Annotated in this window: 13 protein-coding genes; 4 read left to right on the forward strand and 9 right to left on the reverse strand. The window is 70.9% G+C overall.

Annotation, left to right across the window (positions count from 1 at the left end):
* Positions 1 to 160: 160 nt before the first annotated feature.
* Positions 161 to 838, reverse strand: a complete 678-nt coding sequence (locus tag ABT130_RS19335; protein ID WP_350957005.1) for an SRPBCC family protein — start codon at positions 836 to 838, stop codon at positions 161 to 163.
* Between the two features lie 108 nt (positions 839 to 946).
* Positions 947 to 2,014, reverse strand: a complete 1,068-nt coding sequence (locus ABT130_RS19340) for a fatty acid desaturase family protein (protein ID WP_451935132.1) — start codon at positions 2,012 to 2,014, stop codon at positions 947 to 949.
* A gap of 261 nt (positions 2,015 to 2,275) precedes the next feature.
* Between ABT130_RS19340 and ABT130_RS19345 the strand changes: the two genes are divergently transcribed.
* The 3 genes from ABT130_RS19345 (at position 2,276) to cydB (ending at position 6,020) form a co-directional block, all read left to right on the forward strand.
* On the forward strand, positions 2,276 to 3,178 hold the full coding sequence (locus tag ABT130_RS19345; RefSeq protein WP_350957007.1) for a polysaccharide deacetylase family protein: 903 nt from the start codon (positions 2,276 to 2,278) through the stop codon (positions 3,176 to 3,178).
* Between the two features lie 464 nt (positions 3,179 to 3,642).
* Entirely contained in the window at positions 3,643 to 5,067 is a 1,425-nt protein-coding gene (locus ABT130_RS19350) for a cytochrome ubiquinol oxidase subunit I (RefSeq protein WP_350957009.1), read from the forward strand.
* An 11-nt stretch (positions 5,068 to 5,078) separates the two neighbouring features.
* Positions 5,079 to 6,020, forward strand: a complete 942-nt coding sequence (gene cydB, locus ABT130_RS19355) for a cytochrome d ubiquinol oxidase subunit II (protein WP_350929428.1) — start codon at positions 5,079 to 5,081, stop codon at positions 6,018 to 6,020.
* Positions 6,021 to 6,128: 108 nt separating this feature from the next.
* Here cydB and ABT130_RS19360 read toward each other — a convergent pair whose 3' ends face one another.
* Positions 6,129 to 7,754 (reverse strand): LLM class flavin-dependent oxidoreductase, encoded by a 1,626-nt coding sequence (locus ABT130_RS19360; protein ID WP_350957011.1) that lies wholly within the window; start codon positions 7,752 to 7,754, stop codon positions 6,129 to 6,131.
* 119 nt (positions 7,755 to 7,873) lie between these two features.
* On the opposite strand from ABT130_RS19360, the gene ABT130_RS19365 reads away from it, so the two are divergent.
* Complete coding sequence (locus ABT130_RS19365; RefSeq protein ID WP_350929424.1) at positions 7,874 to 8,419, forward strand: MarR family winged helix-turn-helix transcriptional regulator; 546 nt, start codon at positions 7,874 to 7,876, stop codon at positions 8,417 to 8,419.
* A gap of 87 nt (positions 8,420 to 8,506) precedes the next feature.
* Here ABT130_RS19365 and ABT130_RS19370 read toward each other — a convergent pair whose 3' ends face one another.
* Genes ABT130_RS19370 through ABT130_RS19395 form a run of 6 tightly spaced genes read right to left on the reverse strand, consistent with a single transcriptional unit; the run spans position 8,507 to position 14,456 of the window.
* Positions 8,507 to 9,715: a purine-cytosine permease family protein gene (locus ABT130_RS19370; RefSeq protein ID WP_350957013.1), complete on the reverse strand. Its 1,209-nt coding sequence runs from the start codon at positions 9,713 to 9,715 to the stop codon at positions 8,507 to 8,509.
* Positions 9,712 to 10,626 (reverse strand): ABC transporter ATP-binding protein, encoded by a 915-nt coding sequence (locus ABT130_RS19375; protein WP_350957062.1) that lies wholly within the window; start codon positions 10,624 to 10,626, stop codon positions 9,712 to 9,714. Before ABT130_RS19375 ends, ABT130_RS19370 begins: the two co-directional genes overlap by 4 nt.
* A 10-nt stretch (positions 10,627 to 10,636) precedes the next feature.
* Complete coding sequence (locus tag ABT130_RS19380; protein ID WP_350916896.1) at positions 10,637 to 11,371, reverse strand: ABC transporter ATP-binding protein; 735 nt, start codon at positions 11,369 to 11,371, stop codon at positions 10,637 to 10,639.
* Positions 11,368 to 12,387, reverse strand: a complete 1,020-nt coding sequence (locus ABT130_RS19385) for a branched-chain amino acid ABC transporter permease (protein WP_350916899.1) — start codon at positions 12,385 to 12,387, stop codon at positions 11,368 to 11,370. The genes ABT130_RS19380 and ABT130_RS19385 overlap by 4 nt, the downstream gene beginning before the upstream one ends.
* Positions 12,371 to 13,258 carry a branched-chain amino acid ABC transporter permease gene (locus ABT130_RS19390; RefSeq protein WP_350957015.1) on the reverse strand — a complete coding sequence of 296 codons (888 nt, stop codon included), beginning with the start codon at positions 13,256 to 13,258 and terminating at the stop codon, positions 12,371 to 12,373. The genes ABT130_RS19385 and ABT130_RS19390 overlap by 17 nt, the downstream gene beginning before the upstream one ends.
* 4 nt (positions 13,259 to 13,262) lie before the next feature.
* The gene (locus ABT130_RS19395) at positions 13,263 to 14,456 is read right to left on the reverse strand and encodes an amino acid ABC transporter substrate-binding protein (protein ID WP_350916905.1); all 1,194 of its coding nucleotides are present in this window, start codon (positions 14,454 to 14,456) and stop codon (positions 13,263 to 13,265) included.
* Positions 14,457 to 14,559: the final 103 nt, after the last annotated feature.

Consider the following 14,559-nt stretch of genomic DNA (forward strand, 5'->3'; position numbering starts at 1 on the left):
TAAGTTTGCCTGGTCAAACGCGCGGACCGCTGCCCCGAACACCGTAGATCCTTCATCGAGGCATGATCGACTCCTCGAACGTTCCTGCTGGCAGGGCCATTGACACCCCTCGGCGCCGCCGCCTGCGGAAGCGCTTACCCCTCTCCTTTTGTGAGCGACGTCACCGCTTTCTGCCGGTACGGCCGAGCAGCCAGCCGATCACCGCGCTGCCGAGCGCGACGCCCGCGCCCATGCCGAACGCGGCGAGGAGCGACCAGGCGGGGACTCCGGCTCTGGGCTGTTTCGCCGGGCGCTCGAAGACGTGCGCGGGGCCGGCTTCGACCGTCACTCCCGGCGCGGCGGGTGCGGCGGCCTCCGCGGGTACCGTGGCGACGGGGGCCTCGCCGGAGACACCGGATACACCGGAGACGAGATGGCTCTCCACCGCGGAGAAGAAGTCACCCGCGGTCTTCCTCGCGACGGAGCCGAGCATGCGCTGGCCGACGCCACCGATCATGCCGCCGATCACGGCCTCGGCGTCGTAGTCGATCCGGGTGCCGCCCTCGACCTCGCTGAGACGGACCTGCACCGTGGCGTCCACGGTGCCGGGGGCGCCCTGGCCGCGAGCCTTGAGCACGAACCGTTCCGGAGCCTCGGGCTCCGACAGGGCGACCTCGCCCTGGTAGACGCCCTTGATGGAGGCTACTCCCGCGGTGACGGTCATCCGGTAGGTGTCCGGGCCCGTCTCCTCAAGGCGCTCGCACCCCGGAATCGTGCGTACGAGCACGGCCGGGTTCTGGAGCGCTGACCACACACGATCTCTGTCGATGCCGAGCACGGCACTGCCTGCGAGCTTCACATCAGCACCCTAGGCAATTTCGGGGCGGGCGGATAACAGCAACATCTGCCCGCCGGCGCGACCCTTCGTTGTCAGTGCTGCCGCTCTGACGCACGAGACCTGCCGGGGTCAGCCGGGCGCGGGGCTTCCGGCTCGCAGGGACGCGCCCACGTCGTGCAGGTGGCGCAGCGCCTGTGCGTACGAGCTGACGATCCCGGACTCCAGGTAGTCGACACCCAGCTCCTCGCAGTAGGCCCGGACGATCGGCTGGGCGCGGCGCAGGTTGGGCATCGGCATGCTGGGGAAGAGGTGGTGCTCGATCTGGTAGTTGAGCCCGCCGAGCACGGTGTCGAGGACCCTGCCGCCGCGCACGTTGCGCGAGGTCAGCACCTGGCGCCGGAGGAAGTCGAGCTTCTCCTCGCCCCTGAGCATCGGCATCCCCTTGTGGTTGGGCGCGAAGGTGCAGCCCAGGTAGACGCCGAAGATCGCCTGGTGCAGCAGAAGGAAGACCACGGCCTTGCCCGGCGACAGCACGGTGAACAGCGCGCCCAGGTACAGGACCGCGTGCACGGCCAGCAGCGCCGCCTCCACGGCCCGGTTCTTGGTCGTCGGGCGCAGCAGGGCCCGGACGCTGGACACGTGCAGGTTGAACCCCTCGAGCGTGAGCAACGGGAAGAACAGGAACGCCTGCCGGCGACCCAGGAGCCTGGACAACCCCCTGCTCTCGGCGGCCTGCTCGTGCGACCAGACCAGGAAGTCGGGGGCGACGTCGGGGTCGTGGTCCTCGTGGTTGGGGTTGGCGTGGTGGCGGGTGTGCTTGTCCATCCACCAGCCGTAGCTCATGCCGATGGCGAGGTTTCCGGCCACCAGCCCGGCGAGCTCGCTGGAGCGGCGGGAGCGGAAGACCTGGCGGTGGGCCAGGTCGTGGGCGACCAGCCCGATCTGCGCGAACACCACCGCGAGGAAGGCGGCGACCAGCAGCTGGTACCACGAGTCGCCGACGGCGAAGAAGACGGCCCAGCCGCCGATGAAGGAGGCCGCCACCAGGCCGAGCCGTACGGCGTAGTAACCGGGGCGCCGGTCCAGCAGCCCCGCCTGGGTGATCCGGCGCGACAGGCGGGCGAAATCACTACCCCGCTCCACGCTTTCAAGGGGGGCGGGGGGATCCGCGTCGTCGATCGCGGTGGAGTTGGTCACGGTTCTCCTCAGATGGGCCGGATCACTCGAATGATTACGTCAACCGGCGACGCCATATATCTACGTCAACCGGGCATGATGACTTTCCCAGGATTGCGTGCTCACCGCGCTCGCAAACCCCCGCTCCCACCCCTACTCGTGGTAGTGCTGACCCTACCCCGCCAAATGCCGTGATCAAGGAATTACAACAACATAGCCATTTGAATCGCCCTCGCGCGGCATGATCGAACAGACTCCCGGCTGCTGGCAGGATGGTCGCCCATGGCATCGGGGACGTACTGGACGATAAGAGCGGCGGCGACGGCGACGGCCCTGGCGGTGAGCGCCGGGTGCGCCCCCGGCCTGGACGGCGGGGCCGGCGAGGGAGCCGCCCCCGCGCCGGGTGCCTCCTCCGGTGCGGGGAAGGCCCCCGCCGGCGGGGACGGCCGGGCCGCGAAGACACCGGCAGGGCCGCCGGGTGCGATGCCCAGACCGGGCGAGGTGGGCGTGATCCCCCGTCCCGCTGACGGCCTGCCTCCAGTGATCAGTTCCATCCCCACCAGGCGGAAGGTCGTCTTCCTGACCATCGACGACGGCTGGGAGCAGGATCCCGGCTTCGTGGCACAGGTCCGTGACCAGCGGATCCCCGTGGCGGCCTTCGTCACCCGCGACGCCGTGGAGGCCAGGGGCGCGACCGACCCGACCGCCCAGGGCGGCAGGTTCCTGGGCGCGGGCAAGTGGAGGTACGTACGCGACCTGCGCGACGCGGGGGCGACGATCGAGAACCACACGCTGACCCACCCGAACCTGCCCGCGCTCGGCTACGAGGGGCAGAAGGCCGAGATCTGCGGCGCCTCCACACTGATCCGCAGGCACACCGGCACCGCGCCCACCCTGTTCCGCCCTCCGTTCGGCAACCACAACACTCTGACCCGCAGGGCCGCCAAGGCCTGCGGCATCGACGCGCTCCTGCTCTGGACCGCGACCGTGCAGCCAGGCGGGAAGATCGCCTACCAGGTGCCCGACAAGAAGCTCCGCCCCGGCGATGTGCTGCTGCTGCACTTCCGTCCGAACCTCGCCCGTGACTTCGAGATCCTCGTCGCCAAGATCAGGCGCCGGGGGTTCGAGCTCGGCAACCTCGACGCGTACCTGAAGGCGGCGACCTCGAAGGCGGCGACCCGCTAGCACCGACCGGGAACCTCGGCCGGGTTTCCGGTCGCCGTCCCGCCGCGGCCGTCACCGGCGACCGGGAGTCACCGAACCCGGTGCCGAGGGCCCTGAATCCGGCGCGGGAGGCTCGCGGTGTCGCCCGCGCGGCGTACCTCGAAATCACTCCGGAGGTGGACGCCCCGGGGGTGCCTCCCGCCCCACCATGGAGTCACGCCTCCGGGGGGATGGCGGGCGGCGGGGATGCGTCCATGTGACGGGACATGCGTGGCGACTCCCCGCGGCAGGAGGAGAGCCGGCGCCGCGAGCCGAAGGGCGGTCTCGGTCCGGCCGAGAAGTGCGGTCTCGCACCGGACCATGTGACAAAGATCGCACCAGCTCGCGGCGCCCCACCCTCTTTTTGCTCTACAGCTTGTAGTACTACTAAGGATAGAACTACGAGCTGTAGAGCAACAGGCCCGCGAGGGGAACGCGAAGGGAAGATGGACGCACTAGACCTGGCCCGGTGGCAGTTCGGGGTGACCACCGTGTACCACTTTCTGTTCGTACCCCTGACCATCGGCCTCGGCGTCTTCGTGGCCGGCCTGCAGACCGCCTGGCACCGCACGGGCAAGGAGCACTACCTGCGGCTGACGAAGTTCTTCGGGAAGATCTTCCTGATCAACTTCGCGATGGGCGTGGTGACCGGCATCGTGCAGGAGTTCCAGTTCGGCATGAACTGGAGCGAGTACTCGATCTTCGTCGGTGACGTCTTCGGCGCCCCGCTGGCGCTGGAGGCACTGCTCGCGTTCTTCCTGGAGTCGACCTTCATCGGTCTGTGGATCTTCGGCTGGGACAAGCTGCCCAAACGCGTTCACCTGGCCACCATCTGGATCGCGGTCATCGGCTCCACCGTGTCCGCCTACTTCATCCTCGCCGCCAACGCCTGGATGAAGCACCCTGTCGGCTACGAGGTAATCGACGGCAAGGCCCGGATGACCGACCTGTGGGCGGTGCTCACCAACTCCGCCGCCCTCGCGCAGGTGCCCCACGTGGTGGGGGCGGCCTTCGTGGTCGGGGGCGGTTTCGTGCTGGCGATCTGCGGCTACCAGGTCCTGAAGGAGCGGCGCGCCGCCACGGCGCGGCGGAACACCCCGAGCATCTGGCGGACCCCGATCCGGGCCGCGCTGGCCATGACGGCGATCGCCGGCGCGGTGGTCGCGGTCAGCGGGGACATGTCCGCCAAGCTGCTGTACGAGCAGCAGCCGATGAAGCTGGCCGCCGCCGAGGGGCTCACCCACGACACGGCCGGCGCGGCGTTCTCCCCGGTGCCGGGGGTGGAGATCCCCAAACTGCTCAGCTTCCTGTCCACCAACGACCCGAACGCGGTCGTCCAGGGCACGGCGGACATACAGACCCGGTTCACCGAGCAGTTCGGCCCGGCCGACTACCTGCCCAACCTGCCGGTGGTCTTCTGGTCCTTCCGCGTGATGATCGTCTTCGGGATGGCCACGGTGGGCCTGTCGATTCTCGGCCTCTGGCTGACCCGAAGGCGCCGCGGCGGCAAGCACCCGCAGCAGGAGATCCCGGCCTGGTTCGCCAGGGCCGCCCTGCTGGCGCTGCCGCTGCCGACCATCGCGATGATCTCGGGCTGGCTGCTCTCCGAGATCGGCCGCCAGCCGTGGACCGTCCAGGGTGAGCTGCTCACCGCGGCGAGCGTGTCGCCCGGCGTGAGCCTCACCGAGGTGGCCATCTCACTTGCGGTCTTCACCCTGGTCTACGGCGTGTTCGCAGTGGCCGAGGCCGTACTGATCATCCGCCACGTCAAGGCAGGCCCCGAACCCGCCGTTCCCGCCGTGCCCCTCACCCCGCCCTCACGCGACGACCAGACCGCGGACGTCCGGCTCCAGCCGACCCTGATGTACTGAAGGCGACCATCATGGAACTCACCACCTTCTGGTTCGTACTCATCGCGTTCCTGTGGATCGGCTACTTCGTGCTGGAGGGCTTCGACTTCGGCGTGGGCATGCTGGCACCGGCGCTGGCCAGGAACGAGGCCGAGCGCAAGCAGGTCCTGGGCACGATCGGCCCGGTCTGGGACGGCAACGAGGTCTGGCTGATCACCGCGGTCGGCGCCATGTTCGCCGCCTTCCCCGCCTGGTACGCCGGGCTGCTCAGCGAGTTCTACCTGCCGATCACGCTGATCCTCGTCGGGCTGATCGTGCGTGGCATCGGCCTGGAGTGGCGCGGCAAGGTCCAGCACGCCTCCGACCGCGCCTGGTGCGACCTGAGCGTGCTGGTCGGCAGCGCGCTCCCCGCGTTCCTGTGGGGCGCCGTCTTCGCCGACCTGCTGCGGAACAGCGCGGCGGCCGCGCTGGTCGGCGGGGTGCTCTCCCTCTCGCTGTGCGTGCTGCACGGGGCGGTGTTCGTCGCGCTCAAGACCTCGGGGCCGGTGCGCTCCCGTGCCCGGCGCGCCGCGATGATCGCCGCCGCGGTGGCGCTGCCCGCCGCGGTGGTGGCACTGCCGAACATCCCCGCCACGGACGCGGTGGCCGCCGGCTGGTCGGCGGCCCCGTGGCTCTGGGCGGGCGCGCTCGCCTCGATGGCGGCCTTGGCCGCGGGGATCGCGCTGACCTGGCGCGGCCGGGACGGCTGGGCGTTCGCCGCCACCGCCTCGTCCATCGCGCTGGGCGGCGGCGCCCTGTTCGGCGCCCTGTGGCCCGCCCCGCTCCCCGGCCTCACCGTCGCCGAGGCCGCCTCCGGCCCGTACACGCTGGGCATGCTCACCTGGATCGGCCTGATCGCGCTGCCGTTCGTGCTCGGCTACCAGGCGTGGTCGTACTGGGTCTTCCGCAAGCGCCTGGTCGCCGAGGTGTCCTGAGACACCCTGGCGCGCCTCTCACGGGTCAGGCTTCCCGCTTCACCGCCGGTCGCCGGTCGCCGGTCGCCGGTCGCCAGGAGAGCCCTGCCCCGAACCCGCGCGTGGCGTTCAGTGCAGGCCGAGCCTGGCGAGCGGCTCGACCAGTTCCCTCTCCTCGTACGACAGGTGGGAAAGGAGCGTGTCGGTGAGCAGGTCCATGGCCGCCCGTAGTTCCTGGTGACCGTCCGGCCGGCCGACGAAGGCGACCAGCGCCCGGTCGACGCCTTCGAGGACCTCGTGGATGGCGTGGTGCTCCTGCTGGAGGCGGTCGACGACGGGCGTGAGCCTGGGGTCCGAACGGCGCAGGTGCGGGAAGAGGCTCTGGTCCTCCAGGGTGTGGTGGGTCGTGACGACGCGGCAGTAGGACTCGCAGTACGTGCCGACCGTCCAGTTGTTCTGGCGCATCGTCATCGTGTTGATGTGCGAGCGTGCGGCACCGGGATCCACGGCACCGGCGGTGACCTGGTCGACGAGCCCGCGAATCTCGGTGAGCTCCTTGCGAAGGTGGTCGTGGATGTCGACGAGGTGCTGCCCGGCCGCCCGCTGCCGGGCGGTGTAGGTGCGATCCGGGTCGGGATCAGGACCTGTCGGACGGGTGCTCTCGTCCCAGACCTGGACGTCGGCGAGCCGGACGCCGTCGTCCGGGGTGGGCGTGACTCCCAGGGCGGGGACCGCGCCCCTGATCTGGGCGGGCGGGGTGCCGGTCGTTGGCGAGCCGCCACCCCGGACGGGCGGGACGACGGCCGCCGGCGTGCCGCGTACCTCGGCGTCGGCGGCCCCGGACCGGTCGGCGGCGGACGGCCCCGAACCGCCGCGCTCGGCCTCGACGAGTTCGCGGACGCCGGGAACGACCTCGGCGGCGAAGCGCCGGATGTCGTCGGGGTCGTCGCTCGCCAGGATGTAGGCGCTCATCCCCTGGGTGAGGGTGAGCTCGGCGAGTTGCTCGGCCCAGACCTGCGCCGGTCCCTGGAGGAAGTCGCGTCCCGAGCCGGTGAAGGCGCCGGAGATGTTGTACAGGCGCCGGACGTCACCGGGTGAGCGTCCCGCATCGACCGCGGCCTCGTCGATGGCGGCGTTCATCGCCGGGAGCGCGTCCAGGGCGGCGTAGGCGCTGCTGGGCAGCCAGCCGTCCGCGAGCCGCCCGGTCAGGTCGAGCATCCGCCTCTTGTAGGCCCCCAGCCAGATGCCGACGTCGTGGGCGGGCGCCGGGCCGGGGTGGGCTCCCCAGACGCGGTGATACCGACCGTCGACCCGTACGGACCCGCCGCCGGTCGCCCAGACGGCCCGGATGACCTCGATGCCCTCCTTGAGGGCGTCGACCCCCTGCGCCGCGTTCAGCCGGGGGCCGCCGACGGCGGCGATGGCGTCCCAGAAGGCACCCGCCCCGAGCCCGAGCTCGACCCGGCCGCCGCTGAGGATGTCCAGGGTCGCGACGCTGCGGGCCAGCACCGCCGGCGGGCGCAGCGGCAGGTTCGCCACGTTCGGCGACACCCGCACCGTCGAGGTGCTCGCCGCGATGACCGACAGCAGCGTCCAGGTGTCGAGGAACCGCGCCTGGTACGGATGGTCCTGCACGGTCACCAGATCCAGGCCGACCTGCTCGGTGAGCTGGGCGAGCGCGACGACCCGCTGAGCCTGCTCGGCGACCGGGGTCAGGAAGGTTCCGAACAGCAGCTCGTGCCCGTAGTCGGCCATGTCTCTCCTTGGAACGTCATGTCGGATGTGCGGCACCATGGCACGACAGATCGTATTTAAAACAGATAGATTGTCAAACAGAAGGTCTTTTTCACCTTTAGTACTGATAATCTGGCGACATGCCCGCAACCCAACGTCCCGGCACGGAGACCTCGGACGCCCTGGACAGCGACCTGGGCTGGACCCTCGGGGTGGTCTTCCGCGCCTACGTCAGGACGGCGAACGCACTGGTCAGCCACCTGCCCGGCGGGCCCAGGGGCTATCAGGTGCTCACCGCGGCCGCCCAGGAGCTCCCCGGCGGCCAGGGAGCGCTGGCGCAGCGCCTCGGCGTCGACAAGACGGTCATGACCTACCTGCTCGACGACCTGGAGCAGGCCGGCCTGGTCGAGCGCCGGCCGGACCCCGCCGACCGGCGCAACAAGCGCATCGTCGCCACCGAGCGGGGCAGGGCGACCTGGGCCGACACCCAGACCCGGCTGGAACACGCCGAGGAGCACGTTCTGGCACCGCTGGACCCGGCGGACCGCTCCGTCTTCCGCGAGCTGCTGAGGAAGCTGGCCATCCAGGCCAACACCCTGGACCCGGTGCACGACACCTGCCGGCTCGTCGCCGAACTGGCCCCCGACACCACTCCCGCCAAACCACGCCGCGCCCCCCGCCGCTGAACCCAGGCCTCCCCACGCCGAGGCTGACCTCAACGAGGCCTGAGTACGGCATCTTTGACGGGCGTTCCGACCGGGACGCGCACCGTGTCAGGAAAACGCCGCGGGCCTGCGCCCGAAGGCATTGAGCGCAGTGGCGGCGAGAGCCAGGGCGAGGCCGGCGAGGGAGGCGGCGGGGACGCCGAGGAGGGCCAGGGCGGTGGCCGTGACACCGGCCGGGCCCCACGTCCAGACGGGGATCATCCGGGGTGCGCCGCCCCGGCGGCGGTGCCAGGCCTCGGCGGCCATCGGAACGACGAGCGGGGGCAGGGCGGCGGCCAGCGCCGAGAGCCAGGGCAGGAGATAGAGGTCGAACCGGAGGACGGCCAGCAGTGTGCCGGGGACGGCGACGGTCAGCATGGCCGCGGTCCTGGAGAGGCCGGGCCTGACCGACCTGATCGCCAGAGCGCCAGAGTAGGTGGTGGTCAGGCTGGGGGCGAAGACCGCCGCGGTGACGAAGAGGTTGCCGAACGCCGCGATGTCACCGGTGCCCGCCAGCGTCGCGACCACGTCGGGCGAGCCGGTGCGCAGCCACACCCCGGCGCCGGCCAGGGTCGCCAGCGACGCGGGGACCACCAGCAGCGCCACGCACACCAGCAGGTCCCGCCGCCCGGCGAGGCCGTGGCTGAAGTCCGGTGCCCGCAGCGCGAAGACGGCGACGTACCCGACCAGGACCGCCACGTCCGGCAGGATGCCGCGGACGTCGGCGGTGACCGGCAGCACGGGCGGGCTCAGCCTGATCACGCACACGGCGACCAGCGCGAGCGCCGCCAGCGTGGTGACGACCGCGATCCGGTTGCCCAGCCGGCCGGAGGCGTAGGAGGCGGCCAGGACTGCGGCGGCCAGCAGCACCGCGCCCACCGGTTCCGGCAGGGAGGTCACGGTGCCGAGCGAGGCGCCGCCCAGCCCCACGTTGAAACCGTTCCAGCCGATCATGGCCAGGGTGAGCAGGACGCCCACCGCGGTGCGGGCGGCCGGGGAGAGGTAGGTGGGCGCGACATCCGTCAGCGTGCCGCCCTCGGCGCGGGACGAGCCCAGGCCCAGCATGCCCTGGCCGTACAGGAGCGCGGCCATGAGCGCAGCGCCGAGCAGGACGGCGACGATCGGCACCGCCCCGCCGTGGCGGTCGGCCATCGCCGCCCCCATGGTGAGCGTCGCCGGTGCGGCGCCCAGCCCGAGCCACGCCCCGGCCGCCCCGGTCCAGCGGCGGCCGGCCGGCCCGGCCGGGGAAGACGGGGCCGGCCGGGAGGACGACGTCACGCCGGAGTGCTGTCGGCCTCGACCGGCGTCCCTTCCGGCCTCCCGGCCGCGCCCGACGCCTCGCCTGTACCGCCGGCTCCGGAGCCCGCGCCGCCGGATCTCCCCGCCGCGCCCTCCGCCGCGGCGGGCGCCGTGCCCGCGCGGTCGGGCGGCCCGTCCGGGGCCTGCGCCTTCCTGGCGGCGCTGCCACCGAGGTAGAGGGCTCCCAGGCGGGGGTCCACGACCAGTTCCCTGGCCGGTCCCGAGATGTGCACCCGCCCCAGGTCCAGCACGCAGCCGATGTCGGCCATCTCCAGGGCACGGCGGGCGTTCTGCTCGACCAGCAGGACGGCGACCCCGGTCTGGCGCATCAGGTCGATCTGCTCGAAGACGGTCGAGGTCGTCTTGGGGTCCAGGCCCATAGACGGCTCGTCCAGCAGAATCACCTTGGGCTCCAGCATGAGCGCGCGGGCGAACTCCACCTGCTTCTGCTGGCCGCCGGAGAGCAGGCCGGCGATGCTCGTCCAGCGCTCGCCGACCACCGGGAAGATCTCCTTGACCTCCTCGATGCGCCGTTTGAGCCAGGCCTTGTCCCGGACGGTGTAGCCGCCCAGGCGCACGTTCTCCTCGACCGTCATCTCGCGGAACACGCTGTGCCCCTGGAGCACGTGGGCCATCCCCTTGCCCAGGAGGTCCTGCGGCGAGGCGCCGGTGACGTCCCGGCCGCCGAGCAGCACCGAGCCCGAGCGCGGGACGAGCAGCCCGCTGGCCACCTTGAGCACCGTCGACTTGCCCGCGCCGTTCGGCCCGACCAGGCAGACCACCTCACCCGTGTGGACCGTGACCGACAGCCCGCGCAGCACCAGCGCCGCCCTGCCGTACCCGGCCTGGACGTCGCGCAGTTCGAGAACGGTCCCCGGCGGAGCCGGCATTTCAGACACGTCAGACACCGAGGTAGGCCTCCAGCACTCGGGGGTCGTTCTGCACGACCGCCGGCGGGCCCGCGGCGATGGGGGCGCCGCGGTCGAAGACGATCACGTGGTCGCACATCCCCATGACCATGTCCATGTTGTGCTCGACGACGAGGAACGTCCGTCCCTCCCGGTTGAGCTCGCGGACGAGGGTGACGATCCGCTCGATCAGCGCCGGGTTGACCCCTCCGGCGGGCTCGTCGAGCAGCACCAGCTCGGGGTCGCCCATGAAGACGGCCGCGAGCTCCAGCAGCTTCTGCTGCCCGTAGGAGAGGTTGCGCGCCTCGGCGTGCTCCAGGTGGTCGATACCGACCCGGCGCAGCCAGTGGCGGGCCCGCTCGACCTCTCCCCGGTCGTGGCTGCCGGCCAGCAGCTCGCGCAGCCGGGTGCGGCGCACCGCCACCAGCATGTTCTCCAGCACGGTCATCCGGGGGAAGACCCGGCAGAGCTGGAAGGTGCGGCCCAGCCCGGCGTGCGCGATGCGGTGCGGCGAGTAGCGGGTGATCTCCCTGTCCCCGTAGAGGGTCCGCCCGGAGTCGGGCCGGATCATCCCGGTGACCAGGTTGAAGAAGGTCGTCTTGCCGGAGCCGTTCGGCCCGATCAATCCGTTGATCTTGCCGTGCACCAGCTCGACCGTCGCGCCGTTCACCGCGGTCACGCCGCCGAACGCCTTGGTCAGGCCCTCGGTGCGCAGCGACGTGCTCATCGGGCCGCCTCCTGCAACTCCGCCCGCTGTGCGGCGGTCTCCTCGCGGATCGACGTCTCCGGGGGCCGTCTCCGGCGCAGCAGCTTCGCGGCGGCCGGGATGATCCCCTCGGGCATGAACAGGACCACGAGCACCAGCACCAGGCCGGTCGCGGTCAGGTGGATCTGCGACTCGCCGAGCGCGACCAGGAAGTACTCCCCGGCCGGGGCCACGATGAGCGCGCCGAGCAGCGGGCCGAACAGGTAGCGGACCCCGCCGAGCAGGCTCATCAGCACCATGTAGGAGCCGATCAGGATGGAGAAGACGAAGATCGGGTCGAGGCTGCGGAACCAGACGGCGTACAGGCCGCCGGCCAGGGCCACGAACAGCGCCGACAGCGCGTAGGCGGCGACCTTGAACGCGACCGTCGGCACGCCGAGCGACTCGGCCTTGTCCTCGTCCTCGCGGATGGCCCGCAGGCCGCTGCCGAACCGGGAGCGATCGACGAACCACCAGGTCAGCAGGGTCAGCGCGAGCAGGGCCAGGAAGAGGTAGAAGAACACCAGGTGCGCCTCGCCGCGGTTGAGCTCGCGGAACGGCGTGGGCACCCGCAGGCCGGTGGAGCCGCCGGTCAGCGACCGCCAGCCCTGGACCAGCAGGTTCATCATGGAGACCAGGGCGATGGAGACGATCACGAAGGAGGCCCCGCGCACCCGGACCGCGGCGATACCGACCAGCACGGCGAAGAGCGCGACCGCGACGGCCGAGGCGAGCAGCGCGAGGATCCAGTTCCACTCGGCCCGGGTGATCAGCAGGCCGGTGCCGTACGCACCGAGCCCGAAGAACGCCGAGTGGCCGAGGGAGACGTATCCGGTGAACCCGCCAAGCAGGTTCCACGAGGTGGCCATCACCGCGTACATCACGGTGAGCACGCCCGCGTAGAGAAGATAGGTGTTGGGCGCCAGCCACGGGTAGGCCAGGGCGAGGAGCGCCCCGAGCGCGACGAGCCCGGCCTTCGTCTTAGAACCGTTGCGCAAGGCGGCCTCCGAAGAATCCCTGGGGACGCACGACGAGGGTCAGGAAGAGGAAGACGTAGAACATCATCGTGGCCCAGGTCGCGTCGACGGTGACCAGCACCAGGCTCTCGATGACGCCGAGCATGAGCGCGGCGGCGGCGGCCCCCTGCACGCTGCCCAGGCCGCCGACGACGATGATCGCCATCAGCTTGCCGATCCAGGCCCAGTGCGCGGCCGGGAAGAACGGGGTTATCAGGGCGAGCACAGCGCCGCCGACCGCCGCGGTGGCCAGGCCCACCCCGAAGCCGTATCCGGTGACCCTGTCAGTCTTGATGCCCACCAGCCGGGCGGCCTGCGGGTGCTGGATGGTCGCGCGCAGGGACTGCCCGAAGCGGGTCATCCGCAGCACCACGAAGAGCAGGCCGAGGGTGAGCGCGGCGACGCCGAAGGCGATGATGCGGTCGTACGGCAGGCGGACCGCGCCGAGCGACAGCGACTTGGTGGCGTATTCCATGCTGATCGACCGGTAGGAGCCGGTGTAGACGGTGCCGAGCACGCCCTCGATGATCAGAGCCATGCCGAAGGTGAGCAGCACCGACATCATCGCCATCGTGTCGGAGGCGAGCCTGGAGATCAGCAGCCGCTGGATCGCCACGCCCGCCGCGAAGAACAGCGGGACGGTGAGCGGGATGGTGAGCAGCGGGTCGAGCCCGAGGCGGACGTTGAGCGTGTAAGTGAGGTAGGCGGCGACGATGAGGAACGCCGGGTGGGCGACCATCACCACGCGCATGACTCCGAAGTACAGTGACAGGCCCGAGGAGAGCAGGGCGTACAGGCCACCGGTCAGCACGCCCAGGACGAGTCCCTGCAGCAGGAGGGAGCCTGACGGCATCAGGTCACCAGTCCTTCTTGGGGAAGACCAGCTTGGTGGTCTGCGCCTTGGAGCCCTCGGGCAGCACGATCTGGACCTTGCCGTCCACGTACTGCTGGATCATGTGCGCGGCCTCGGGACGGCCCTTGTCGTCGAAGGAGAGCGGGCCGACGATGGTGTCGAACGTGCCCTCGCGGATGTGGTCCGCGAGCTTCGTCTGGCACTCCTCGGTCGGGTCGACGCAGCCGACCGCCTTGACGGCGGCCTCCACGATCTGGCCGACGGTGTAGCCGTTGGCCGCGTCCTCGTTGGCCTCGCCCTTGAACATCTCCTTGTAGCGCTTGACGAAGGCGTCGTTGCCGGGGAAGCCGGAGGTGAGCGACCAGCCCACGGGCGACAGGATGCCCTCGACCGCGCCGCCGACCGCCTCGGGGAACTCCTGCAGGGTGGGGCCGGTGGAGAAGGCCGCGAGCTTGGGCTGGGCGCCGAGTTCCTGCAGGGCGCGGACCAGGCCGACGGAGTCCTCGAACTGGGTGCCGCCGACCACGATGTCCGGCTTGGCGTTGGCGATCCGGGCGGCGATGGGGGCGAAGTCGGTGGTCTCCGGCGGGTAGACCTCGTCGGCCACGGTCTTGATGCCGGCCGCGGCGAGCTTGTCGCGCAGGCCGTAGGCGGTGCCCTGGGCGAACGGGTCGTCCAGGGAGGCGTACGCCGCGGTCTTGGGCCGACTGTCCGCCGGGAGCGCCAGGATGTATTCGGCCAGGTAGTTGTAGTGGTCGCCGGCGATGGCCGGGGCGGCGTAGAACAGGTTCTTGAACCCCTGCTCGAAGACCTCCTTGGCGGCGCCCGCGGGCTCGACGAACAGCATGTTGTAGGACTCGGCGACCTCTGCGGCGGGGATCACCAGGCGGGTCGAGAACGGGCCGAACACCAGGTTGACCTTGTCCTGGGTGATGAGCGACTCGTAGTCGGAGACGACACGGTTGGGGTCGGAGGCGTCGTCCCGGAAGATCAGCTCGACCTTCCGGCCGAGGAGGCCGCCCGCCGCGTTGACCTGGTCGGCCCAGACCTCGTACCCCTCCCGCACACCCTTGCCCGGTTCGGAGAAATCGCCGGTCAGCGGCAGGGAGATGCCGACCTTGACCGGACCGGTGCCACCGCTCTCGGCGGCCGGCTCATCGCCGATGCCTCCGCAGGCGGAAAGGCCTAGAGTGCACATCGCTACCAAGGCAAGGCTTCTGAGGGCGAGGGGAGCCCTTACCATGTCGAACCCTCCAGAGCGTGGGTCGGTTTCGCCTTCGTAAGCGCTTTCGTAAGCGCTT

Origin of the sequence: Streptosporangium sp. NPDC001681 (assembly GCF_040298085.1) — a bacterium.
Taxonomy (GTDB): domain Bacteria; phylum Actinomycetota; class Actinomycetes; order Streptosporangiales; family Streptosporangiaceae; genus Streptosporangium.